General features: G+C 50.5%; 21 protein-coding genes. 9 read left to right on the top strand and 12 right to left on the bottom strand.

The window, feature by feature from the left end:
* The first annotated feature begins 344 nt into the window (after positions 1-344).
* Positions 345-626, top strand: a complete 282-nt coding sequence (locus E5987_RS06785; protein ID WP_160335340.1) for an HU family DNA-binding protein — start codon at positions 345-347, stop codon at positions 624-626.
* Between the two features lie 458 nt (positions 627-1084).
* Here the strand turns inward: E5987_RS06785 and E5987_RS06780 are convergent, their stop codons facing one another.
* A complete protein-coding gene (locus E5987_RS06780) occupies positions 1085-1708 on the bottom strand; it encodes a Spy/CpxP family protein refolding chaperone (protein WP_160335339.1) in 624 nt (207 codons plus the stop codon).
* A gap of 239 nt (positions 1709-1947) precedes the next feature.
* Here E5987_RS06780 and E5987_RS13380 point away from each other — a divergent pair, with 239 nt between their 5' ends.
* Positions 1948-3513, top strand: coding sequence for a tyrosine-type recombinase/integrase (locus E5987_RS13380; RefSeq protein WP_160335338.1), 1566 nt, complete (start codon positions 1948-1950; stop codon positions 3511-3513).
* Here the strand turns inward: E5987_RS13380 and E5987_RS06770 are convergent.
* Genes E5987_RS06770 through mltG form a run of 3 tightly spaced genes read right to left on the bottom strand, consistent with a single transcriptional unit; the run spans position 3507 to position 6168 of the window.
* Positions 3507-4556 carry a DNA polymerase III subunit delta' gene (locus E5987_RS06770; protein WP_160335337.1) on the bottom strand — a complete coding sequence of 350 codons (1050 nt, stop codon included), beginning with the start codon at positions 4554-4556 and terminating at the stop codon, positions 3507-3509. The genes E5987_RS13380 and E5987_RS06770 overlap by 7 nt on opposite strands.
* On the bottom strand, positions 4547-5152 hold the full coding sequence (gene tmk / locus E5987_RS06765) for a dTMP kinase (RefSeq protein WP_202074568.1): 606 nt from the start codon (positions 5150-5152) through the stop codon (positions 4547-4549). The genes E5987_RS06770 and tmk overlap by 10 nt, the downstream gene beginning before the upstream one ends.
* A gap of 2 nt (positions 5153-5154) precedes the next feature.
* On the bottom strand, positions 5155-6168 hold the full coding sequence (mltG, locus tag E5987_RS06760; protein WP_160335336.1) for an endolytic transglycosylase MltG: 1014 nt from the start codon (positions 6166-6168) through the stop codon (positions 5155-5157).
* Between the two features lie 177 nt (positions 6169-6345).
* On the opposite strand from mltG, the gene ygfZ reads away from it, so the two are divergent.
* Positions 6346-7257, top strand: a complete 912-nt coding sequence (gene ygfZ / locus E5987_RS06755) for a CAF17-like 4Fe-4S cluster assembly/insertion protein YgfZ (protein ID WP_237178755.1) — start codon at positions 6346-6348, stop codon at positions 7255-7257.
* A 145-nt stretch (positions 7258-7402) separates the two neighbouring features.
* Positions 7403-9115: a TaqI-like C-terminal specificity domain-containing protein gene (locus E5987_RS06750; protein ID WP_160335334.1), complete on the top strand. Its 1713-nt coding sequence runs from the start codon at positions 7403-7405 to the stop codon at positions 9113-9115.
* A 541-nt stretch (positions 9116-9656) separates the two neighbouring features.
* Here the strand turns inward: E5987_RS06750 and E5987_RS06745 are convergent.
* From E5987_RS06745 to E5987_RS06720, 6 genes are all read right to left on the bottom strand, one after another.
* On the bottom strand, positions 9657-10013 hold the full coding sequence (locus E5987_RS06745; RefSeq protein ID WP_160335333.1) for a transposase: 357 nt from the start codon (positions 10011-10013) through the stop codon (positions 9657-9659).
* Between the two features lie 258 nt (positions 10014-10271).
* Positions 10272-10514, bottom strand: a complete 243-nt coding sequence (locus E5987_RS06740) for a hypothetical protein (protein WP_160335332.1) — start codon at positions 10512-10514, stop codon at positions 10272-10274.
* Between the two features lie 137 nt (positions 10515-10651).
* Entirely contained in the window at positions 10652-10897 is a 246-nt protein-coding gene (locus E5987_RS06735) for a FeoC-like transcriptional regulator (RefSeq protein WP_160335331.1), read from the bottom strand.
* Between the two features lie 3 nt (positions 10898-10900).
* A complete protein-coding gene (gene feoB / locus E5987_RS06730) occupies positions 10901-13207 on the bottom strand; it encodes a Fe(2+) transporter permease subunit FeoB (protein ID WP_160335330.1) in 2307 nt (768 codons plus the stop codon).
* A gap of 8 nt (positions 13208-13215) precedes the next feature.
* Positions 13216-13446, bottom strand: a complete 231-nt coding sequence (locus E5987_RS06725) for a FeoA family protein (RefSeq protein WP_160335329.1) — start codon at positions 13444-13446, stop codon at positions 13216-13218.
* A 6-nt stretch (positions 13447-13452) separates the two neighbouring features.
* Complete coding sequence (locus E5987_RS06720) at positions 13453-13704, bottom strand: FeoA family protein (protein ID WP_160335328.1); 252 nt, start codon at positions 13702-13704, stop codon at positions 13453-13455.
* A 162-nt stretch (positions 13705-13866) separates the two neighbouring features.
* Between E5987_RS06720 and E5987_RS06715 the strand changes: the two genes are divergently transcribed.
* The 5 genes from E5987_RS06715 (at position 13867) to E5987_RS06695 (ending at position 19562) form a co-directional block, all read left to right on the top strand.
* Entirely contained in the window at positions 13867-15630 is a 1764-nt protein-coding gene (locus E5987_RS06715) for a sensor histidine kinase (protein ID WP_160335327.1), read from the top strand.
* The gene (locus E5987_RS06710; RefSeq protein ID WP_160335326.1) at positions 15627-16241 is read left to right on the top strand and encodes a response regulator transcription factor; all 615 of its coding nucleotides are present in this window, start codon (positions 15627-15629) and stop codon (positions 16239-16241) included. Before E5987_RS06715 ends, E5987_RS06710 begins: the two co-directional genes overlap by 4 nt.
* A complete protein-coding gene (locus tag E5987_RS06705; protein ID WP_160335325.1) occupies positions 16238-17602 on the top strand; it encodes an FAD-dependent oxidoreductase in 1365 nt (454 codons plus the stop codon). The genes E5987_RS06710 and E5987_RS06705 overlap by 4 nt, the downstream gene beginning before the upstream one ends.
* 125 nt (positions 17603-17727) lie before the next feature.
* Positions 17728-19212, top strand: coding sequence for an FAD-dependent oxidoreductase (locus tag E5987_RS06700; protein ID WP_160335324.1), 1485 nt, complete (start codon positions 17728-17730; stop codon positions 19210-19212).
* A gap of 11 nt (positions 19213-19223) precedes the next feature.
* On the top strand, positions 19224-19562 hold the full coding sequence (locus tag E5987_RS06695; protein WP_160335323.1) for a cytochrome c3 family protein: 339 nt from the start codon (positions 19224-19226) through the stop codon (positions 19560-19562).
* Positions 19563-19629: 67 nt separating this feature from the next.
* Here the strand turns inward: E5987_RS06695 and E5987_RS06690 are convergent, their stop codons facing one another.
* Entirely contained in the window at positions 19630-22341 is a 2712-nt protein-coding gene (locus E5987_RS06690; protein ID WP_237178754.1) for a M16 family metallopeptidase, read from the bottom strand.
* A 347-nt stretch (positions 22342-22688) separates the two neighbouring features.
* On the bottom strand, positions 22689-23246 hold the full coding sequence (locus E5987_RS06685; RefSeq protein ID WP_160335321.1) for an FAD-binding protein: 558 nt from the start codon (positions 23244-23246) through the stop codon (positions 22689-22691).
* Positions 23247-23252 lie beyond the last annotated feature (6 nt).

Here is a 23252-nt window from a genome sequence, read left to right as displayed (position 1 = left end):
AATTCTTAAACTGCCCTCAACCTAAGTAACACAAGGGATGAGGGCTTTTTTATTTACGAGATTCTCCTAAAGTCGGGTTTGAGAGTCGCTTTTTTGGGCTATCACGTCTATTTTGAGTTTTTTGAGAAAAAAATAAGAAAAGATGAATTTGTCAATAGGAACATGGGAAAAATTTGATCAATATTTGATCGAGCTCAAACTTCCTTTAAATAATTTCAAAAACTCATCCGAATTCATGATGCTTGTCACAAGTTTTGGCGCACAAGGGCCGAATATTGATAATATATTCCTAAAGCAGATTTTTTAATTACTCCCCCAAGGAAACTTTTTCATTTGGAACGGTTATGAACAAGCAACAGCTTATTGAGATCATCGCGGAAGAAAACGCAATCACAAAAGATATGGCGGGACGAGCGGTCAACACCATGATTCGCACCATCATCCAGTCCGTTAAAGACGGAGATCCCGTTGTCTTAGTCGGATTCGGCACTTTCAGACAAGTTGAAAGAAAAGGCAGATCGATCCGTAACCCGCATACGGGCGAAAGCATGGAAGTGAAATCAAAGACCATTCCTAAGTTCATCCCCGGCACACTGTTCAAACAGGTTGTTGACGGCGAAGAGTAATTGAAGCTGAAGACAGAATTGTCGTCTTACTCCCGGCCGGAAGTCTTTATGAAGATCCCGGCCTGACAGAATCATTTTTTAATGATTTTTCATCGCGAATAAAGGATAATTTTTCCCGAATTTACTGACGGACCGAAGTTATCCCGCGTGTTTAGTACTCGACATCATATTCCGAAAGGGCCCGAATTTTATTTCGGGCCTTTTCGTTTTTACTGTTCGAAAACCCGAACAAATATAACGGCCTCCGAACTGTCTGCACGCTAAAAAAGCCTTTATTCCGGCAAACTATGCGGGTCGAAATTTTTTCTGAACTCGGCCTTCTAACGGCCTAAATTCCGAACACAGCCGGCACTGCAAAAACAAAGCTGCTTAATCGACGAAGGGGACGCTAATGCGTCCCCTCCTTTGCGAGTTCCTACCGGATCGGAATTAAATCCGAAGCAGGACTAAACCCGAAATTAAAAATTTCTCGGAGCGACAGGCGCTACAGGAGCTCCATGCGGATGTACACCCTGAGGACCAAAGCCGAGCGGATTCTGGGCCATAGGACGCTTTCCCTGAGGACGCTTGTGAGAGCGAGCCTCGAAACCTTCAAGCGCTTGGACCTGCTCAGCGCTCAGAGCTTTAACGAGATCGGCTCTTGCCTGAGCGACTTTTTCCAAAGCGGCAAGTCTGACTTTCTGATTCTCAATGCGTGCTTTCAGCTGATCCTGACGAGAGGCATTGGGATCGAACTTGAACTGACCTCTAAGGTTGTGGGCTTCGTCAGCGGCCGCAATGTAGGCATCAAAAGCCGGCTTCTGAGCGTCTGTCAGATTCAAAAGACCGCGAAGATAGACTTTGCGCTGCTCATAGCTGCCGAAAGCTTTCTTCGGAGTTTTATGGAACTGCTGGGCGTTTGCGCATCCGCGGCCGGGAATATAATGGTTATGCGGGCCGTTGAAAGTGCAGCCGGCCTGAGGACAGCTGTAGTTCTGAACATTTCCGCGATAACCGCCGCACCATGCGGCTGCCGTGCCGGAAGCAAGAACGAGAATGCCGGTAAGCGCTGCTGCTGTCAGAGTCTTCTTGGAGATTGCCATTTGTCTTTCCTTCTTCTTTATAACGCGGCACCCATATCAGTGCCGTGATTTAATATTAGCCAAAGTTCTTCAGCGCAAAAATTCAAATGTTAATTTTATTTTCCTTGTGCCTCTTCTGGTTACAAATACAAACGCATCGTGTCTGTCTGTGACGATTTCTAACCTTTTTGTGAAGACGGTAGAATAACTGGCACATCCTAAAGACAACGGCTGACGCATTTAATTTCCGGGAGCATTAAGTGAAAAAAGAGTTTGACTTTGATTTACCGCTCAAACGCTACTTTCTAAAACCGGTTGCCGACGATCTGAGCGACAGAGGCATTTCCTGCCTCGATGATCTGCTTGACCGCATGTACGAAAATCCCAACGGCTGGTGGAAAGAACTCGGTCTCTCCAAGAGCCGGGCTAACGGCATAATTTCCTGGATGCATGCGCGCCGAAACGTCGGACTGGAGCTCCCCGATACGGTACGCAAAAAAGCGGAAGACCTCGGCAAACGATTCTATAAAAATGAAGAAATCGAAGAAGTCGGGGGCGCCCTTTGGCACGACCTCATTTTGGATCGAAACGGCAAGCGCATCCTTGGACAGCCGCAAAAGCCGAACAGTGAGGTTCAGCCGCTTGAACATCTGTCGGTTCCGCCTCAGTTTGACGGTTCAAACGGCTCCAATCGCGGCGATAAAAGCGAATGCGCTCTGGATGTGGATTCCGACAAAGAGGCGGTGACGCTCTGGTTAAAAGCCAAGGCGACCAACGCCAATACCCTGAACGCATATCGCCGCGAAGGAGAACGCTTTCTGCTCTGGTGTCTGCTGGAAAAACATATTCCGCTTTCATCGGCCAAAATCAGCGAGTGCTCTGATTATCTAACCTGGCTGCAAATGCTCGGACGCACTGACGAGCAGACGTGGTCGCAGCGATGGCTGCAGCCGCAGACGGTTTGGCTGGGGCCTAAAAATATTCCTCGTGACTCCCGAGATTGGCGCCCATTTAACTGCGCCCTCTCCTTCTCCAGTCGAAAAGCCGCTTCGACAATCGTGCGGCAGCTCTTTACCTTTCTGCATAAGACCGGGTATCTGCGCTTTAATCCTTTTGACCAGATCTCAAGCAAAGTGCAGCTGCTTCCGGGAGAAGGCAAGCCGAAGGAATTCGCAGACCGCTCGCTGACCAAAGAACAGTGGGAAGAAATCGAGGAGTATCTCGATAAACAGCCCGACGATATTCTGAAAGCGCGGCTTAAGGTCATGCTCCTGCTTGGCAAAGGCCTCGGTATGCGCGCCAGCGAAATGCTCAATGCTCGCTGCGGATGGATACAGATCGCCCGTTACGGACAAAACGAGGAACTCGTCATCGATATCGTCGGAAAAGGCGATAAAGAAAGACGTCTTCCGATTTCTGAGGCGCAGGAAAGAATCATCAATGACTATCTTGCTTACCGGCGGCGTCCTCTTCTGCTCGAAGAAGAGGGCCGAGATATTCCGATTCTTGCTTCTTTACGCCCGGGCAGCAAGGGCGCCGCTTCCGAAGGGCTCTCCCGTTCAGGCCTTTACCTGATTCTGCAGAAATTCCTTGAAGAGGTTGCGGCCGCGCTTCACAAAGAGCGGCCGAGAGATTCGGCTAAGCTTAGGGCAAGTTCCCTGCACTGGCTGCGTCATACGTTCGCGGTGACAAGTCTTGAAGTTATGCCTGTAAACGTGGTACAGAACGCGCTCGGACACGCGTCTGTCAATACCACGACAAAATACATCGCACCGGATCAGGAGGAAATCCTCGAAAGCTTTAAGCGACTGGAGAAAAATCAGTAATTTTTCTGAGACGCTTTAAGCGCGGATGCGTAATCCATCAGCAGTGTCTGCGCGACAAGCTTTTTACTCAGAGGATGATCCTTGCTTCGGCTCGCCTGATTGAGCTTAGCGTTAAATTCCTGAAACCTGCGGATATCGATCTGAGCCGAAAGCGATTGAACAGCGGCCGCATAGTCAGGAAAATAGCGGCTTTCCAAACCCATTGACTGCGCGCTGATATCCCAGCACCAGCGCTGCATCACTGCGACCAGAGGCCCGATCGTCAAGTCGTTCTTAACAGCTTCAAGCACATCTCCGGACGTCATCAACGCACCCTTAGCAAGAAGATCAAGAATCATCTTCTCGTCCTTCTTTTCCAAAAGCAGATTGGCGCCGCTCTCATGAATCAGCAGCGGAAGTCCGCCCAAACGCGCAAGTTCGGACTCGGGGTTCCGAACCTTTTGAGATTTCAGATAGGCGATGCCCTGCTCTCGTGTCGGCGGCGCGACTCGAACGAGCTGACAGCGCGAACGAATGGTCGGAAGAATGGAGCTGACATCGTCCGCGACAAGGATAAGCACCGCGCCTTCGGGCGGCTCCTCCAGCGTTTTTAAAAGCGCCGAACTCTGATCCTCGCTCATGGAATCGGCCGGATAAATCAGTACCGCGCGATGATCCGAGCGGAATGCCGTAACCGACAAGTACTCACCGATTTCACGCACCTGTTCAATAAGAATCTGTTTGGAAAAGGACTTGCCTTTAGGAAGCGGCTGAATTTTGCCGTTCCAGGGCTCAGGCCGAAGCGCCGCTTCGGTCTCGCTCAGCACGTACTTCAGATCCGGATGGGTACCTGCCTGCACCAGACGGCAGTCCGCGCAGCTGCCGCAGGCGACGCCGTCCTTGGGAGACGAACACACTACGGAAGCCGCAAACGAAGCCGCTAGTTCATAGGCTCCGCTGCCTCTGGGGCCGTAAATCAGCACGCCGCCCGGAAGCTTATCTCTCATTTTGCGAAGCGCTGCCGCCGGCCTCTCCAGCCAAGGATATAAATCGGTTATTTCCATTGAGCAAACACCTCTCGAAGCTGCGCGGAAATCTGTTCCGGCGTCTGAGTTCCGTCAACCACATAAAAACGCTCGGGTTCGGCTTTAGCCATTCTGAGATAGCCCTCGCGGACCCGGCGATGAAAGTCCTGACTTTCTTTCTCAAAGCGGTCGAGCTTGCGGCTTAATCGGGCCGCGGCCACTTCTGTCGGTACATCAAACAGCACAGTTAAATCCGGCTTTAAGTCCGGATGAACAAAATTTTCGAGCGCTCTGATTTCTTCAATTGAACGGCCTCTTCCGTATCCCTGATAAGCGTATGAAGCGTCGGTAAACCGATCGCAAAGTACCCATTGTCCCTTAGCGAGCGCAGGACGAATAATTTTGTCGAGATTCTCTTCACGTGCCGCGAACATCAGCATAAGTTCGCACTTCGGACTCATCGGTTCATTTAAAAGCAACTTGCGAATCTTTTCCGCGGTCTCGGGACCGCCGGGCTCACGAGTTCTCACCAAATCAATGCCGCGCTCTCGCAGCGCCTGATCGATCACCGCCATCTGAGTGCTTTTGCCGGCGCCGTCAACGCCCTCAACCGTAATCAATTTTCCTTTTTCCAAAATCAGCTCCCGGGATTACGCAAATATTTCTGAACAGCGGCATTGTGTTCTTTCAGAGTCTTAGAAAAATGCGACTGGCCGCTGTTTCCCTTCGCGACAAAATAGAGATAGTCAGTCTGAGCCGGATGCGCGGCAGCCACAAGCGAAGCTTCTCCCGGATTGCAGATCGGCGTTGGCGGAAGGCCCGCTCTGGTGTACGTATTGTACGGATGATCCGTCTTCAGGTGCGATTTAAGAATATGGCCGTCAAAATTTTCTATCCCGTAGACAACTGTCGGATCCGTCTGCAGGAGCATGCCCTTTTTAAGCCGGTTGTTAAAGACGCTCGAGACCAAAGTACGGTCTTTAGAATCGCCCGTTTCTTTTTCAATCAGGCTCGCGAGAATTAAAAGTTCATAAGGCGTTTTAACCGCAATGTTTTTATCTCGAGATTCCCAAACCGCGTTCAGGCGCTGCTGCTGCTCCCGGTACATACGGCGAAGGATGATCGTGTCGGGAACGCCGGCCGCAAAGACATAAGTATCCGCCGCAAATTGGCCCTCGGGATGCGTCCCTTCGGGCGCTCCAACTTCTTTCATCAGATCCTGAGATGAGAGCTCACCGTGCGGATGCTCAAAATTATCGTCCGCGGCAATTTTCTTCAAAAGCTTAGCCGTTTCCGTTCCTTCAATGAGGGTAAATTTGCTCATGATGACTTCGCCCGAGGAAATGTGCTTTACCAATTCCTTAAGCGTCATGCCGGACTTGATTAAATAGCGGCCGACATGGATCGAACGGTCCGAGCCGAAATATTTAAATACCCACTGGAAGGCGTTCGGATCGACCTTGACACCAGCATTCAGAAGTTCCGATGCGATATTCCTGACAGTGCTTGCCGGCTTTACTTTAAGAATGATCTCGCTTTGTCCGCCCTCCAATTCGATTGGTCGTTTTTCGACATACCAATACGCAAAACCGGCCGCAGCGACCGCTGAAACCAACGCTATCGCCACTGCCCATTTAATAAAACGCAGCATCAGGAACTCCAATTCAACGATATGTGAATCATAATTTAATTTTGCGGCGCCGCTCGCAATTATGAGAACAATCCCGAGGATGAAATCTGCTCAAAATGCATAAAACTCGACGCCGCCATCGTCGGACTCTGCTAATTTATGCGGATATCTTTTTAGGAGTCAAATAGCAATATGAGCATGTTTGAATTAAGCTCCTGGACTTTCAGCCAGGAAGAGCAGTTTAGCTTCGTCACAATTACCGGTGAGGATGCAGAAACATTTCTTCAGGGAATGCTGACTCAGGACGTTAAAAAGCTTCCTGAAAACCGTGCGGCTTGGGCTGCAGCCTGCAACCATCAGGGTCGTGTCGCCGCTTCCTCTTTAATCTTCCGTATTCCCAACGGTTTCGGAATGCTTCTGCCGCTTTCAATCGCGCAGGCTGAAGTGGATCGCCTGAACAAATTCGTACTGAGAAGCAAAGTTGAACTCTCGCTTCGTCCGGACGCCATCACGTACTTCTGCTCTCCGGATGCCAAGGCTGTAGATATTCCCTGCCCGGCTCTTCCGCGCAACCCGATGGACGTCTATGTCGGTCAGTCCGTCATCACAGTTCGTCTGCCGAGCAATGACGCTCAGGGCATGCACGGTAAGTTCATCGCTATCGGACAGATTCCCGACAACATGATGGGCTCTTACAATGCTAAGAACCGCCTTGCCCGCTCTCTCATGGAAGAAGGCATCGCGCTGATTGAAAAACCGGAAAGCCTTGAGTGGCTGCCGCAGGCTCTGAATTTAGACCTGATCGGCGCAATCGCCGCCAATAAGGGCTGCTACACCGGCCAGGAAATCGTCTCTAAGACTCAGAATCTCGGCAAAGTAAAACGCCGTATGTTCCTTGGCATCTGCAAAGAAGTTGAAAATCCGGACGCCGGCAAGGAAATCTTTGTTGAAAACGAGCCGATGGGTAGAATTATCCAGAGCGACGGAGAACACTTCCTCTTTGTTCTTAATTACGAATACATGGACTCAGAACTCTTCCTTGAAAGCAAGCCGGTTAAAATCCTGCCGCTTCCTTATGAAGTCACAGTTCCGAGCAGCGTACTCGCATAATTCACGCCAATACGCGCATAAACGGGCTTATCGCCGCCTGCATTCGTCAGGCGGGCCGAAAGCCCGTTTTTCTGTGCGTAATTAGATAAAACCTCAGAGCAGGCAAAGCCTGAGGCTATACTTGGCAAAACGGAATACAGACAAAATGACGATCAGCAGCGCGACCAAAAGAAACTGGCAGAAACTTGCCCCGAATCTCGGAGACAAGCTTAAGTCGCGTGCCAATAAAAGCCGATCTCAAAAAACTTTTATCCCGCTTGAGCGGATTCAAAACAAGGATTCGGTTCCGTTCATTGAATCTCTTTTTGCGCTGCGGGAGCGCTTTTCTATTGCGCAGATCATGCACGCTCTGTGCTTGAACGCCATTGATAAGTCCCGAGCAAAGGAGCCTCTTGCGCGTCGGTTTCTGGATGAATATCCGCGCGTCAGTGATCTGACCATCGTTTTGCCGGATAACTTTGACAAGGAATCGGACCTTCTCGGGACCATCTATCAGTCGCTTTTAAGTGAAGGAGACAAAAACATCCGCGGTTCTTACTACACAACGCAAAAGACCGCTCGTTTGATGCTTCAGGAACTTGATATCTCAAGCGGAGAGAAATTTCTTGATCCCTGCTGCGGAAGCGGAATTTTTCTTTTGGAAGCCGCTCGGCTCGGCTGCAGCGTTGTCGGAAACGACATTGACCCGATCGCGGTAATGATTGCAAAAGCCAACCTCATTGCGCAGAACCCTGAGGCGCTTCACTATCCCGACGTCCGACTTCTCAATTTTCTCAACCCTGAGGAAAGAAAACAGATTGAAGACATCGGTCCTTTTGACGCTTCCGCCTCTAATCCGCCATGGGGCGGCGAAGCGAGAACCGTTTTTAATGAAACAGCCTCCGAATTTTTCTTTGCGGCTTTTGATCTGCTTAAAAAAGGCGGAAAGCAGAACTTTTTGCTCCCTTCTTCCCTGCTCAACGTCGCCAAACATCGACGTTTCCGCGAATCAGCCCTCAAAGAAGGCCGAATTCTTCAAATTCGAGTCTTTTCTGAGCGCTTTACCAGCGTTCAGACAAATTTTGTCTCCTTTCTTTATCAAAAATCCGCGCCCGCTGAGCCTGTTCGCTTTGTCCGCTCGGACGGTAAAACGACAGATATTCCGCTGCATTCGTTTGAGCTCACCGCTCATAAAACCTTTCTGCCCGTCTCGCGCGAAGCGCTTGAACTTTTAAATCAGGTAAAGAAAAAAGGCACACTCAGTTTAGTGAACAGCCGCTGGGGTTTGGGAATCGTCACAGGGAACAATCAGACGTGTCTGAAGACAGAACAAACCGATGAGCTTGAACCGATTTATACAGGCAAAGAAATTCAGCCCTATCGTCTATCCGCACCAAAGCGGTTTATTCGGTTTACGCCGCAGAACTTTCAGCAGTGCGCTCCTGAAGCGCTTTTCAGAACGTCTCCGAAACTTCTGTACAAATTCATCGGCTCCAAGCTGGTTTTTGCCATTGATAACGAGCGCAGTCTTGCGCTCAACAGTGCCAATATCCTAATTCCGGACGTTGAAGGCCTAAGCATTTACTCCGTCATGGGACTGCTCAACAGTCCGCTCTTTAACGCGCTGCACCGAATGCTTTTTAAAGAGATCAAAATTCTTAAAGGCAACCTCTGTCAGCTTCCGCTGCCCAGACTCTCTCCCGAAGAAGACACCGCTTTGACAGAAGCGGTCAAGGCCGCTATAGAGAACCCCGACAGAGAAGATACTGTAAACCGCCTGATTGAAGACCTGTACGAACTTACACCGCAGCAAAGGCTGCTTATCCAAAGCATTTTCCAAGACAATCTCTGGAACCCCGGCAATCGTCAAGCACTTTAGGGTAGAGTTTTTCTCTAGTCTTGCGAAGCAAGACTCCTCTCCATAGCTTTTCGATTATCTAGGTATCTTGTTCAAGGTTAAATGAGTCTGCTGCAGCATACAGAAGAGGCCAATCTACCAATCTCTTCTGGCTGTTTCAAGAATCTCATTTGATTCTATTTGCCTACCATGAACTTCAAGATCAGTCCGCCCGTGCCCCTTAAAATTAGATGGCTGTAAACTTCCGGGCTGTTGAGCGGGCCTTTCGGCTTTCTCATGCTTAGTTGTAGACGATTGTGCTCGAACTGTAAGTTAAATCTCTAGATCCCTTTGGGCAATGAAGATTTCGCAACCCCTGCTATTTTCGGGTTGTATGGTTTATTACTGATAAGAACAGCTCTAACAATCCGTAAAAGCTTTGCAGCAACGGCGCATACAAGCTTTCCCCACGGCATTTTCTCTTTTTGTTTCTTTAGAATCCACTTCGTTAATTACTTGGACCCCAATGTTCCTTTGGTAGCCATAATGACTACACACCCAGCGCCTTGCACCATTAGGGATCTCATTGTTTTGTCTCCTCGATGGGTAATTTTCCTTTCTTCTCGTTGTGCCCCGTAGCAATGCTTCTCGGTACCAAGCCATAATAGGCAGGAAAATCTTTAGGAGTTTTGAATCTCCTGATATCTCCGATGGTTGCACGCAGTCTGCAGCTGCAGATCGGTCCTAGCCCTGGAATCGTTTGAATTAGTTGGCAGACTTTATCGTTTTTTGCTAACTCCTCCAGAGTTTTAGTGATTTTATTTAAGACCTTTTGAGTTGTTTGAGCGTGTGTGACCATGTCAACAAGTCCCGCTCTCAGCTCTTCTGGAAATGCCGCATAACTCTCGATCAGGTCTATCAGTCGAGCTTTGCCGCTCATCCCTTTCGATATATTCAGTCCCCAGGCTTGACAAATCCCTTTTAAAGACACAATGGTCTGTCTATATTGCTTGATATATTGTTCCCGCAGCGTTGTTAAGCTCGCGTACTTTTGTTGCTCCGGATCTTTGGCTTTGATCGTTCTCAGTTGTGTATCTTTGGCTAGAAAAGCCAGTGCTTGAGCATCATTTAAATCAGTTTTTTGACTTGAAAAATGAGATTCAATGTAATCCCCGCTGATAATCAGGCAACGATGTCCTCAAGCCTCTAACTTTTGGACTAAATAATTCATTTCAGTGCACGGCTCCATGGCGAATATCGTAGGGCTTAGCTCTTGTGCGCTCTTCTCAAGCTCCGGATAGTCAAGGCGATCAATACCGATCACTTCACCATCTGTTGTTAACAGAACGGCACTGACACAATTCTTGGCCAAATCAATACCAATGACTTCATATTCGAGGTCGGGGTCGATCGTTTTTGCGAGTATCTTACTAACTGACATGGAATCACCTTTAATGAGAAAGTTATCACTTCCATTTTGCTCCCTCGATCTCATTGGGAGCAAAGGGGTTCCATGTCATTAAAATTAAGGAAGGCGCGAACTTTAGTCGAAGCCTTCCTTAATCGGAGGATAACTTTTTATTTTTTAAACGTGACCGACTGCGGTCCGAGCCATTCGTAATGGCGCTTGATTCCGTCGGCGCAGGCCGTGCAGCCGCCGCACTTGGTTCCGTCCATGTCAACAATAGCCATTAGGCCCTTCTCGACCCAGCGTCGCGCCATCGGTTCAATCGCGGATTCTTCAATCCGAAAATGAAGCGAGATTTCGCGCTCAGAAACAATGCGTCTGGCCTGAACGTATTCTTTAAGTTCGGTCAAAGTCATAAGTTAATCTCCGCGGCCCTTGATTCTGAGTCCGACGATAAAAGCCAGAATCGCGGCTGCCGACAAAGCAATACAGGTTCCTGAGAACACCGGATGAGCGCTGAAGCGGCCGATCTGATACACGATCGTTGAGACGCCGTAGCCGACCACAAGCGTCCAACCTGCAGCAAACGCGGTCCAGCCGCTTCCCACTTCGCGGTACATCGCACCGATTGAAGCACAGCAAGGGATATAGAGAAGCACCATCAGCAAATAGCTGAAAGCGCCAAGCTCACCGTCAAAGAGTGTCTTCATCGCGCGGAACGTACCGCTGCCGACTTCCTGCAGCGCCGCCTGCTCATCAACGTCCGTCAGATCCTTCTCTACGTTTGTGCCAAGCGGATCGATAAACATGGTGCCAATTTCAGAGAGATTCTCGCCGACCGAATCAACCGCGCGTTTTGCTTCAGCGGCAAGACTGAAGGGCTCGTCCTCGTCGTCATTGGCTTTCTCGTCGGCGCCGGCCATTTTGTCGCCCATGCCCGAGTACAGAGAATCAAGCGTTCCGACAACGGCTTCTTTTGCAAGAATGCCCGTAAAGACACCTACGGCGGCAGGCCAGTTCTCCTGAGAAAGTCCCATCGGTTCAAAAGCCGGAACGATCGTCTTTCCGATCTGAGAGAGGACAGATTTGTCGGTATCTTCGTTGCCGAACGAGCCGTCCGTTCCGAGAGAATTCAAAAACGCGAGTACCGCGACGATAATGACGATCAGCTGACCGGCTTTGAGGATAAAGCTCTTTAAGCGGTCCCAGGTACGCAGCGCAAGGTTCTTGATCGTCGGCATGTGATACGGCGGAATTTCCATCACAAAGGCGCCCGCTTCGTCGCGAAGCGCGGTGCGTTTCAGGATGAATCCCGTGATGATGGCGACCAAAATACCGATGAGATAAAGCGAGAACACCAGATTTTGTCCGCCAAGCGGCCAGAAGGTGGTCGCAAACAGCACATAAACCGGAAGACGAGCGCCGCAGCTCATAAAAGGCGCCATCATGACGGTCGTGATGCGATCGGACTTCTTTTCCATGGTACGCGCGGCCATGATCGCCGGAACACCGCAGCCGAAGCCGACAATGAGCGGCACAAAGGATTTACCGGGCAGTCCCAGAAAGCGCATCATTCGGTCCATCACAAAGGCCGCACGCGCCATATAGCCCGAATCTTCCAAGAATGAAAGCGAAAGAAAGAGGCAGGCGATCACAGGAATGAAGGTCGAAACCGTCTGGATACCGCCGCCGATGCCGTCGGCTAAAATCGTTTTAAGCCATTCGTGCGTTCCCCAGCTTGTGAGCAGATTGCCAAATCCCTGAACAAAGATCGCTCCGAACAAAATATCAAAGAAATCGATAAAAGCGGAACCGATGTTAATCGAGAAGACAAACATCAGGTACATGATCAGCAGAAAAATCGGAATGCCGAGCCAGCGGTTCAGAACAATCTTATCGATTTTGTCGGTTGTGCTCTGCGTGACTTCGCCGTTGCGCGTCAGGCAGGCTTCGGTAACCTTTGATACGAACTGATAACGCACATCAGCCATTTCAATATCGAGGTTTCCCTCATAAGCCTTATCCGTCTCATCGATAATCTGATTGATTTCTGTGAGATCAACGCCCTTGAGGTAGGTATCCATCGCGGCGTCGCCTTCAAGCAGCTGTTCCGCAGTCCAGGCGCCCCGCTCCACGCCCTGCTTTTCCAGAAGCGCTGCGATTTTGTCTCGGGCTTTTTCGATTTTGTCGCTGAATCGGATGGGATTCGGCGGCACTTTAAGATTATTGAGCTCGGAATCAATCATGGCGCACAGCTCTTTTAAGCCGCGCTCTTTAGCTGCCACGATACCGATGACGGGGCAGCCGAGCTGATCACGAAGCTTCTTCGGATCAATACTGAGCTGATGCTTCTCAGCCATGTCAAGCATATTGAGCACCACAATCATCGGTACCTGCATCTCAATGAGCTGAGTCGTCAGATACAGGTTGCGCTCCAAATTGCTCGCATCCACGATATTGACGATAAGTTCGGCTTCGTCCTGAAGGATGTAGTCGCGCGCGACGCGCTCGTCCTCGCTCGAAGCCGAACTCGGCTGAAGGGAGTAGATACCGGGAAGATCAACGATTTTGACCTGACGATCCTTGTAGGTGAACTCTCCGACGATCTGTTCGACCGTTACGCCGGGCCAGTTGCCGACCGTCTGATGTGATCCTGTCAGTCCGTTAAATAGAGTCGTCTTGCCGCAGTTCGGGTTGCCGACCACAGCGATAATATTCTTCTTCATTGCACTAATTAATCGAGCGGTTTAACGTCCAAGATTTCAATCTCTCCCTTTCTCACGCTGATGAAAGAGCCGCGAAGTTTGATTTCCACCGGATCTCCCAAAGGCGCAACCCGCGCGACTTCAAACTTGGTGCCGGGAAGCGCGCCAAGAGCAAGAAGACGCCTGCGATATTCAATTTGTCCGGGCCTGAACTGAACGATAATTCCTTTTTCGCCCGGTTTCATATCTTTTAAAAGCATTGATATTTATTCCTTCAGATAAACCTGCATGTGCTTTGCGGTGTTGGTTCCGATCGCGATATGCGCGTCATTGATTGCGACAACGATCGGTCCGGAAGACGTTACATTCAGGACGATCAGCGGAAGATCTAAAAAAACACCGACATCGGTCAGTTTTTTTACATCCTGCGTCTCTAAACCGCCCCAACCCACCAGAACACACGTCGCGCCCTGAGGTACATCTAAAAGGGTCACAATTTTCTTATCTTTCTGTGCCATACATCGTATCCGTTACATTGCAATAAAAAGAACAGTAATAGGAACCATTCTCATTTTAGAACTGCAATTATCGCACTTATTTTGCGCCCTGCCCGTTTTACGCTTATTGGATTAGTTATGTCACTAATAGCCTAACGGCAAGATTTGCGAGACACTTTCCTAATGTTCAAATCTATCTTACTGCTGCTGTCTTTCTTCTTTTGTCTGACAACCGCGGCGCAGCCCGGCAGCGCTCAGGAAATCAGAATCGGACTGATTGACACTTTTGATCCGGATTTCTATCTCGGAACTTTTGTTCCGACGATGGAGCATCTGCAGCACACGCTCAAAGACAACAAGATCAGTGTGGTGGAGATTGATCCGCATTCTCTTCTCTCTGATATTGAAGAAAAGAAACCGCACTTTCTGCTCTCCTCCGCGGGCAGTTTTGTGACGCTGATCAACAGCAAAGGCGCGCAGCAGATCGCGACCGTTCGAAGATCGCACGCGCTGAGCGCGGACGAAGCGGTTTCCTCGGTTTTTATAACCCGTAAGGACAGAACCGACATCCGCTCGATTGAGGATTTGAAAGACAAGGTTGTGACCGCGACCGACTCCAAGGATTTTGACGGCTATCTGCTTGCGCTCGGGGAAGTCGCCAAACGCGGATTCAATCCGGATTCCTTCTTTAAGCGCACGCTTTTTACGAATTATCAGTATCCGGACGTATCGACCTACATCAAAGTTGGAGAAGCGGATGCGGGCATTCTCGGGCCGTGTCAGCTTGAAGATCTTGTGCGGGACGGCATCGTTAAAGCGGATGAATTTCGGGTGCTCGATCCGAAGCGCGGTCCGGGCCGCTGTCTGCGATCGACAGAAATGTACCCGGACGCGGTGTTCTTTTCCTTAGACGGCGCGCCCTCCGGCGCGGTCAAAGCCGTGACGCTCTCTCTTCTTTCCATGCCTAAGCGCGACGGCGGCTTCGAATGGGTCCCCGCGGGCGGTTTCTTAAAAGTCTTTGATCTCATGAAAGACTTAAAACTCGGTCCGTACGCGCATCTGCGCGAGACCACCGTCAAGGCTTTTGTGATGGAGTACCGCACTGAATTTGCTCTTGCTGCGGCACTGCTGTTTGCGCTGATTATTCATATTATTCGCGTCAATGTGCTGGTGAACCGAAGAACCAACGAGCTTCGATTTGCGCTTGCCGCGCAGCGCGCTACGGAGAGAAGAGCGCAGAGAAACCGAGAAAAACTCGATCGCCTCGAAAAAAGCCGCGTTATCTCTCAGATGAGTTCTATTTTCGCGCATGAAGTCAAACAGCCGATCACCAATATGATTTATTACTCGAGCGGGCTCAAGCTTCTGCTCTCGCAGCTCGGCATTAAGGACAGTCGAGTCAGTCACGCGCTCGAGCAGCTTTGCGTGCAGGCAAGACGAACGAGCGACATTGTCGAACACGTGAGATCGTACGCCAAACACACCGCGAACCGCTCGGGCTCGTTCGAACTCACTGAAATCGTCGAGCGAGCGGTATCGAGCATCCGAAACGACGAACGCCACGAAGCAGACATCCGAGTCGAGATGCCCCGCAGCTGTGAAGCCCGAGGCGACAGCTTTGAGATCGAACTCGTTATTCTGAATCTTCTTAAAAACGCTGTGAAAGCGGCTGAATCGGAGAATCAGCCTCAGGTTGAGGTCTTAGTGGAGGATCAGAGGAATCGCTGGCTCGTTACCGTCTCCGACAACGGGCCGGAAATTTCCGATGAGCGCTTCGCTAAGCTTGGCAAACCGACAAAAAGCGATAAACAGGAAGGTTTAGGCATCGGGTTGTCCATCGCGGTCGAGATCATTGAGAATCACGGCGCGCACCTTAATTTCCAAAAACGTACTCCTCACGGACTGATTGTGAGCTTTAACCTCAACAAACCGGAGACCGAATTATGAAACTTCTCACGCCGATCATCCGGATCGTCGATGACGATAAGACGGTGAGCGACTCGCTCAGCTTCTTTCTGAACCTGGCGGGTCTTCAGACAAGATCATTTTCAAGCGCGGAAGATTTTCTGCGCAGCGACGATCCGGAGCGTCTGGGCTGTCTGATTCTCGACGTTCGCATGGAGGGCATGACCGGAATCGAGCTGCAGGCCGAATTAAAGCGCGTGGGCTCAGATCTGCCGATTATCTTTCTCTCCGCGCACGGCGATATTGAAATGGCGGTCAGCTGTGTGGAAAACGGCGCCTTTAATTTTCTGGTCAAACCGCCGGATCCGGACAAACTTTTAGATTTGGTCAGCAAGGCGGTTGCCAAAAACAAACAGGTCCGCAGAGAAAAAGCCTACGCGGAAAGTCTTCGTGAGCAGTTTGAGACTTTAACCGCCGCGGAAAAGAAGGTTTCCTATCAAATCGCTAAAGGACTTCCGAACAGTCGGATCGCTGAGATTCTGGAAATTTCCGAGCGCACGGTGCAGTCTCACCGCGCAAATATTTTTGCCAAACTGGACTTGGAAAACCCGGTTGAGCTCAATGAATTTTTAAGAGAGATGCAAAACTCATGAAGCGCAGATCCTTTATCTCTCTGGCGTCTCTTGCGCTGCCAAGCGCTGTGCTTGCCGCTCAGAAAACCATCAGCTGCCGTGTACTGGTTGTCGGCGCGGGCGGAGCGGGTCTTTGCGCCGCGCTTGAAGCATCAAGCCGCGTCAGGGACGTGATTCTGATCGACAAAGAATCCTTTATCGGCGGAGACACGCTGATCTCGGGCGGATACTTCAACGCGCCGGATCCGGAACTGCAGAAAAAGTACGGAATTGCCGACAGCAAAGAGCTTTTCTATCAGCATATTCTGGAGTCCGCGAACGGAAAAGGCAATCCAAAAGCACAGGCTCGTCTTGCCGAATTTGCCTACCCGACGCTTGAGTGGCTCAAAGAACTCGGTGTGGTTTTTGAAGATCAGATTTATCAAATTTACGGATCCTACTATCGAAGGTGCCATAAGCCGATCCTTGCCGTCGGCAAAGCCTACGTCCAGAAACTTTCAGAAGCCTGCTTAAAAAACGGCGTGCAGATTCTTACCTCCACTCGTTTTGTAGCTTTTGAAAAAGATGCGGACGGCGGCTTTACGGTCCAAGCCGTATCCGGAACCGATGTGATCGAAATTCGATGCCGCGCGCTCGTTCTCGCCGCCGGCGGATTCGGCGCAAACCCTCGCCTTTTAAAGCGCTATGTTCCGGATCTGAATTTTTATTATTCCGACTCGAAAGGAATGGGAGAGGTTCTGGAAAGCGCCATGAAGTCCGGTGTTAAAACCGAAAACATGGACTTTATCGAATGTGTGCCGGAAGGCTCCTACCTCAACAAGTATTCGGCGAGAATCTACGTGCTCGTGCACGGCATGATCTTTATCAACGAAGACGGACATCGTTTTGCCAATGAAGGCGCGACTCGCAAAGAGCTCAGCTCCGCACTCATCGGTCAGGGTAAAAAGAAGTGCTTTACGATCGTGGACAACGCGAATTTAAATCTTCTGGACAAGCTTCAGAAAAAGCATCTTTATCAGGCCTATTTTGCCGGTCAGGTATGGAAAGCGGACAGTATTGAAGCGCTCTGCGAAGAAATCAATGTGCCGTCCGAGGCGGTTAAGCGCTCTCTCGAAGAAGTTCCCGCTCAGAACCGTCCCAAGGTCGGCCCCTTCTGGGCGGTCGGCATGTACCCGTGGGTGCATTACACACTCGGCGGCATTGCAATTGATGAAGAAGCCCGTGCTCTGGACAACGACAGTCGGCCGATTGCAGGACTCTACGCTGCGGGTCAGATTACCGGCAGCGTTCACGGACAAAACCGGCTCGGAGGCAACGGACTAACAGACGCCTTTGTGTTCGGGCGAATCGCCGGCATCAACGCCGCGAAGTATGCGAAATAAATCATTAGCAAAAATTTAACTTAAAGTCAAGCGTTGATTTACGGATGATGTGCGTGTCACATTTTTTAGCATATCGATCATGTTCAGCACGTTTGCTGATCCATCTACCAAGGAGAACAATCAATATGCAGACATCTCGCCGTTCTATTCTCAAAGGCAGCTTACTTGCCACCATGGCCACAGGTTTTGCTTCCGCCTCCCTGACCGCCAATGCGGCCGAAAAGACAGCCGCTCCTCAGAAGACTTATGACCTCGTCATCTGCGGTCTGGGTATCGGCGGTATCGTTACCGCAATCCGCGCCGCTCAGGACGGTCTCAAACCCGTGATTCTTGAAAAAATGGGTTCTGCCGCCGGCAACACGGTTTACTCCGCAGGCTTCATGCTTGGCGTCAACACCAAGATGCAGCAGGCTAAAGGTCTTCAGACCGGCGACACCGTAGAAAAATTCTACGAAGATATGATGAAAGTTTCTCAGGGCAGAGGCGATCCCGCTCTGACACGCCTTGTCGCTGAAAAGGCTGACGAAACACTCAACTGGCTGCATGACTACGTCGGCGTCCAGTACAACGTCGGCGCCAAACTCGTTTGGCCGATGCTGCAGCGCGCCCACCTCACCACAGGCGAACAGAAACCGGGCGGAAAACAGCTGATGACTTATCTGCTGAACAAAGCCAAAGAACTGAACATCCCGATCGTTTACAACGCCAAAGTTGTCGCGCTTTTGGACAACCCGAAGAACGGCGATGTGATCGGCGCCCGCGTTAAGACCCGCAAAGGCTTTGAAGAATACCTCGGCAAGCTCGGCGTTGTCATGGCGACCGGCGGCTTCTCTGCCAACAAGATGATGCTCACCATGATGTCCGGCGTTCCCGCAGCCAACATGCCGGTTCGCGGCTCCAACACCGTCACAGGCGAAAGCATTCTTCTTACCGGCCCCTACTTCCCGAAAGTCGTCAATGTTGATCAGTACCACTGCGGCCCGATACACGGACCCACAGGCGCCAACCCGCTTAACATTGTCAACACCGGTATCGCGGTTTCCAAACAGACTCAGCGCTACACCGACGAAGGCAAGACATACGTTCAGATGGCCCGCGACACCGCCGCTCTGACAAAAGACAACTGGGGCTACATGATTGTTGACGAAGACACACACAATCTTCCGATGCTGAAGAACGACTGGTTCTCTTATGAATCCAAGAAAGCTCCGGTCTACAAAGCCGACACTATTGAAGGTCTTGCTAAAGAAGCCGGTCTGGATCCGGTCGAACTGAAGAAAATTGTTGACGAATACAACGCAGCGCTTCAGAACGGGAAACTCGGTGAACTGACTCCGCCGAACACCCACAAGAATCCTCGTCCGATTCTCAAGGCTCCGTTCTACGCCGTTCCGTTCCAGGGCGGTATGACAGCCACATTCGGCGGCCCGCTCATCAACACCAAGGGCCAGGTCCTTGACACCGAAGGTCGTCCGATCAAGGGTCTGTACGCTGTAGGCAACGCTGCCGGCGGTCTCTTCTATGACAACTACGTCGGCGGTGCTCAGCTGACTTCCGCTTCTGTTATCGGTATGGCGATTGCCGATCACATGAAAGCTTTGATGCAGTAAGGAGCTGAGTAATGAAGATCGGATTAGCTGCGGCACTCGCTGCCTCCCTTCTCCTCGTATTCAGTTCCGGCGCCAGCGCTCAGATGACTCTGAAAGGCAAGCATAAGGAAATGAATATGCAGTGCGACACCTGTCACGGACAGACTCGTCCGAGAGAAATGCCTGAAGATGCTGTCTGTCTGCAGTGCCACGGAAGCAGAGACGCGGTCAAACAAAGAACCGCGAAGCTTAACCCGAACCCGCACTACGGACACGATGAATCGATTTCATGCAATGACTGCCATAAGCAGCATGAACCTTCGGTTCTGACATGCGATCAGTGCCACAAGTTCGGATATAAGACGCCGTAACCGGCCCGTTCGAAAAGAGCCTCGTTTCCGCAAAGAAACGAGGCTCTGTTTTTATGCAGCGACTGTATTATTTCTTCTGTGCTGCCTGAGCTTTCTTCTGATCGCCCGCAAGTACGAACGTCATATCTTCGGGCTTAATGTATTTACGAAGCGCCGCGTTGACCTGCTCAGTGGTCAGATTCTTAATCGCCTCGGCGCGCGCCTTGGAGAAACTCCAGTCACGGTTAAGACTCATCTTGTCATTCCAAGAGCTTGCGACGATGGGGTCCTGAGAGCGGGCGACATCCATCGACTGCAGCAGACCCTTCTTCGCTTCGCGCACCTCGTCATCGGTAAAGCCGTCTTTAACCGCTTTAGCAATCACGTCCTTGGCGCTGGCTTCGGCCTTCAGAAGGTTCTGAGGCGCGACAATCGCTCTGAAAATAAAGCTCGCCTGATCGCCCTTGCCGGGGATCTTCACGCCGGAACCGGCACCGTAAGAAAGACCTTCCTTCTGACGCAGACGATCAATTAAGCGGTTGGAAAGACCTGTACCGCCGCCGAGAATCCAATTGGCTACCTGAAGCGCCGGCGCATCCGGGTTGGTGTCATTCATGGAGAAATCCGAACGCGCGATAATCGTCGCGTTTTCTTTTTCCGGAGTATCGATCACGATGCGTTCGGCCTTAACCGGTTTGTATTCCTTGTAAATTTCTGCGTACGGGGCGCTCGAAACGTACTTGGCATAATCTTCGCGAATCAGCTTTTCAACGGCTTTAGCGTCGAAATCTCCGACAATACTGATTTCTCCGCGTGCGGTTCCGTAGAACTGGCTGTGGAAGTTCTTCAGATCCTTGTCTTCCGTTTTATTAAGCTCTTCGAGCGCTTCCGCAATAGAAGGCTCGTAACGGACGTCTCCCTTCGGATATGTGTTGAAGTGCTGATCGATCGCGTTCTTTGCGAGCATGTCGGGCTTGTCGCGCATGCTTTCAAGCATCACAATCATCTGCTTCTTCAGCTGTTTGAATTCATCTTCCGGGAAGGAAGAGTCTTTATAGAGACTAAATACGAGTTCAAGCGCTTTGGGCAGATTTTCTCGCGTGGTCACAAAACCCGAGGGACCGCCCTGGACTTTCAGTTCGGTAAGTTTGTCGTCAATATCCTGACGAGTCAGCTTATCGGTACCGCGAGTCAGCATTGAAGCGGTCATCTGTTTCGCAGCGGACCGGCCGAAGAGGCTCTTGGCGTCGCCGTAGCGGAAATTCATCATAACCGTCACGGTTTCTCCTCTGTTCTTCTTCGGAAGCAGAGCGATCTTCAGATTGCCGACGTCAATACGGGTGGTTCTCGCGTTCAGGTTATCGAAAGAAGAATCAAAGGCTTCCGCACTCTGAGCTTCTGCTTTGGGCTTATAGGTCGCGAGTACTTCTTCTGCACTAGGCGCGGCGGTAATTTCCGCGCGTTTAGGCTCATCATCCGGAATGAACATACCGACGACCCGGTTATCCCGCACAAAATACTTCTTCGCCGCTTCATCAGCTTCTTTGCCGGTAACGTTTTTCATCTGATCGCGGCCGTAGAAGAAGAGTCTCCAGTCGCCAAGCGCGATGTATTCGGAGAGTCCGACACCGAACCCTTCCGGATCGGAGAAAGCTCTTTCGAACTGTGTTTCGGCCTGAGCCTTCACACGGTTGAGTTCTTTTTCCGTAACCGGCGCCTTCGTTAAGGAGGTTTCGATCGTTTCGATCAGTTTGTCCTTAACTTTTTCCAAGCTTTCGCCTTTCTTCACAGTTGCGCCGAAGACGACAAAACCGGGCTGCTTCGCACCGATCGCATAGCCGAAAACACTGGTCGCCAGACCTGTTTTGACCAGTGCTTCATAAAGACGGCCGGAAGGAGTATCGGCGAGCACATCGGTTGCGGTTTCGGTGCCCGGAAAATCCTGATGCAGCGCGCTCGGAATGCGATATCCGACCGCAACGAGCTGAGACTCGCCTCTTCTGCGGATTTCAAAGACTCTCTCGCCGTCCGCTGTCGGCTCTACCGTCCATTCTTCAGGCAGCGCTTCTTTCGGATTTTCGATATTGCCGAAATCTTTAGCGATCATCGCGAGCGTTTTCGTGACGTCAAACTTGCCGCTGACCGTGAGCACGGCGTTATCGGGACGATAGTAGCGATGATAGAAGTTTTGAAGGTTTTCGATCCTGACGTGTTCGATATCGCTTCTGTTGCCGATAGTGCTCTTGCCGTAGTTGTGCCAGTCGTACATCATGGACTGAAGACGTTTAAAGAGCACGCTCGAAGGAGAGTTTTCTCCCATTTCGTATTCATTTCGAACCACGCTCATTTCGCTGTCCAAGTCCTTTTTCGCGATGAAAGAATTGCGCATAGCGTCAGCGCTCCAGGCCAGAGCGAAAGCGAGATTGTCTTCATTAGCAGTAAAGGACACGAAATAATTGGTACGGTCAAGCCAAGTGGATCCGTTCATACGGAAACCGCGGTTTGTGAACTCTTTAGTGGGATCCGGATAATTCTTGCTTCCCTTAAAAATAAGGTGTTCAAGAAGATGCGCCATACCGGTTTCGCCGTAATTTTCCTGTCTGGAGCCGACGAGGTACGTCATATTTACGGTTGCGGTCGCTTTAGAGTCGTCCGGGAAGAGAACGACGCGAAGGCCGTTGGCTAAACGATACTCAGTGATTCCTTCAACGGTGGGGCCCTGAGTTACGCCGGCAGGCAAAGATGCAGACTGCGCGGCCGGCTGAGGCGCCGGGGTCGGTTGTGCTTGTACATTCATCATAGTTAGAGCTCCTGCGACGCAAGCCGCAAGCGCAAGTTTCTTTGTAATTTTCATCTAAATCTAATTGAACGAAAGGTTCTTAACTTAACCGGGAAAGGATATACCGTATGGCTTAACAAAACTTAAAGAAATCCCTGATCGGGATAAAAAAGATTTTTCCGTTTGTAATCAATTCTCGTCATCAATAACGAGAAACCGATAAGCCCTCATCAGGCAGACGCTTATTTATTAAATAAACCTCTGTCGATCGTTCAAAAAAAACATCTGCCGATCGATGAGGCGATCAATCGGCAGACGCTTGTTCTGATCAGAAAATCAGAAAATAAAGCAGCCTGTACTGATTAAATTTATTTTTCGGCCTTTTGGTCTTTCAGCTCCTTTTCAAGATGATCCGCGCAGGTAAAAGCCGAAACCAATGCCCATGTTGTCCGCATCGGACCTGCACTGTTTTGAGAGGAGTATCCGCCCACGATATTTCCGACCGCGTACAAACCTTGAATCGGCGCGCCTTTCTTATTCAGGACCTGCATTAGCGGATTGACTCTGAGACGGCCGAGCGTAGACGCGAATCGGGGTTTCTGTTCCAGAAGATAAACCTTCCCTTCTTTGACAAAATGCTCAAGCTCTTCTCGGTTGAAAGCCTGATCCCTTTCCTCTCTAACGTCGTAGTTCCAAGCATCAATGGTTTCGGAAAGATTTTCGAGCGGCATGCCGGTCTTGTCGGCAAGTTCCTGAAGATTCTCCGCCTTCACTAAAACCGGTTCTCCGTCGTTCATAATTTCATCCCACTTTTCTGTGTCTTCCGGCTCTTTGATCAGATGATCTCTAAATGCCTTCTGCTTAAATACGTTCCATGAATGTTCATCGAACAGAACATAGAATTTTTTGCCGCGCTTCTGAAGCATCTGAGC

The organism is Parasutterella muris (assembly GCF_009767915.1).
GTDB classification, from domain to species: domain Bacteria; phylum Pseudomonadota; class Gammaproteobacteria; order Burkholderiales; family Burkholderiaceae_F; genus Parasutterella; species Parasutterella muris.
The sequence above is the reverse complement of the archived record's forward strand: the minus strand, read 5'-3'. Positions and strand labels throughout refer to the sequence as shown.

Coding starts and splice junctions, on each gene's coding strand:
- E5987_RS06785 (WP_160335340.1), top strand. CDS start 345: ATGAACAAGCAACAGCTTATTGAGATCATCGCGGAAGAAAACGCAATC.
- E5987_RS06780 (WP_160335339.1), bottom strand. CDS start 1,708: ATGGCAATCTCCAAGAAGACTCTGACAGCAGCAGCGCTTACCGGCATT.
- E5987_RS06770 (WP_160335337.1), bottom strand. CDS start 4,556: ATGGAAATAACCGATTTATATCCTTGGCTGGAGAGGCCGGCGGCAGCG.
- mltG (WP_160335336.1), bottom strand. CDS start 6,168: ATGCTGCGTTTTATTAAATGGGCAGTGGCGATAGCGTTGGTTTCAGCG.
- ygfZ (WP_237178755.1), top strand. CDS start 6,346: ATGTTTGAATTAAGCTCCTGGACTTTCAGCCAGGAAGAGCAGTTTAGC.
- E5987_RS06750 (WP_160335334.1), top strand. CDS start 7,403: ATGACGATCAGCAGCGCGACCAAAAGAAACTGGCAGAAACTTGCCCCG.
- E5987_RS06745 (WP_160335333.1), bottom strand. CDS start 10,013: ATGAGCGGCAAAGCTCGACTGATAGACCTGATCGAGAGTTATGCGGCA.
- E5987_RS06740 (WP_160335332.1), bottom strand. CDS start 10,514: ATGTCAGTTAGTAAGATACTCGCAAAAACGATCGACCCCGACCTCGAA.
- E5987_RS06735 (WP_160335331.1), bottom strand. CDS start 10,897: ATGACTTTGACCGAACTTAAAGAATACGTTCAGGCCAGACGCATTGTT.
- feoB (WP_160335330.1), bottom strand. CDS start 13,207: ATGAAGAAGAATATTATCGCTGTGGTCGGCAACCCGAACTGCGGCAAG.
- E5987_RS06725 (WP_160335329.1), bottom strand. CDS start 13,446: ATGCTTTTAAAAGATATGAAACCGGGCGAAAAAGGAATTATCGTTCAG.
- E5987_RS06720 (WP_160335328.1), bottom strand. CDS start 13,704: ATGGCACAGAAAGATAAGAAAATTGTGACCCTTTTAGATGTACCTCAG.
- E5987_RS06715 (WP_160335327.1), top strand. CDS start 13,867: ATGTTCAAATCTATCTTACTGCTGCTGTCTTTCTTCTTTTGTCTGACA.
- E5987_RS06710 (WP_160335326.1), top strand. CDS start 15,627: ATGAAACTTCTCACGCCGATCATCCGGATCGTCGATGACGATAAGACG.
- E5987_RS06705 (WP_160335325.1), top strand. CDS start 16,238: ATGAAGCGCAGATCCTTTATCTCTCTGGCGTCTCTTGCGCTGCCAAGC.
- E5987_RS06700 (WP_160335324.1), top strand. CDS start 17,728: ATGCAGACATCTCGCCGTTCTATTCTCAAAGGCAGCTTACTTGCCACC.
- E5987_RS06695 (WP_160335323.1), top strand. CDS start 19,224: ATGAAGATCGGATTAGCTGCGGCACTCGCTGCCTCCCTTCTCCTCGTA.
- E5987_RS06690 (WP_237178754.1), bottom strand. CDS start 22,341: ATGATGAATGTACAAGCACAACCGACCCCGGCGCCTCAGCCGGCCGCG.
- E5987_RS06685 (WP_160335321.1), bottom strand. CDS start 23,246: ATGCTTCAGAAGCGCGGCAAAAAATTCTATGTTCTGTTCGATGAACAT.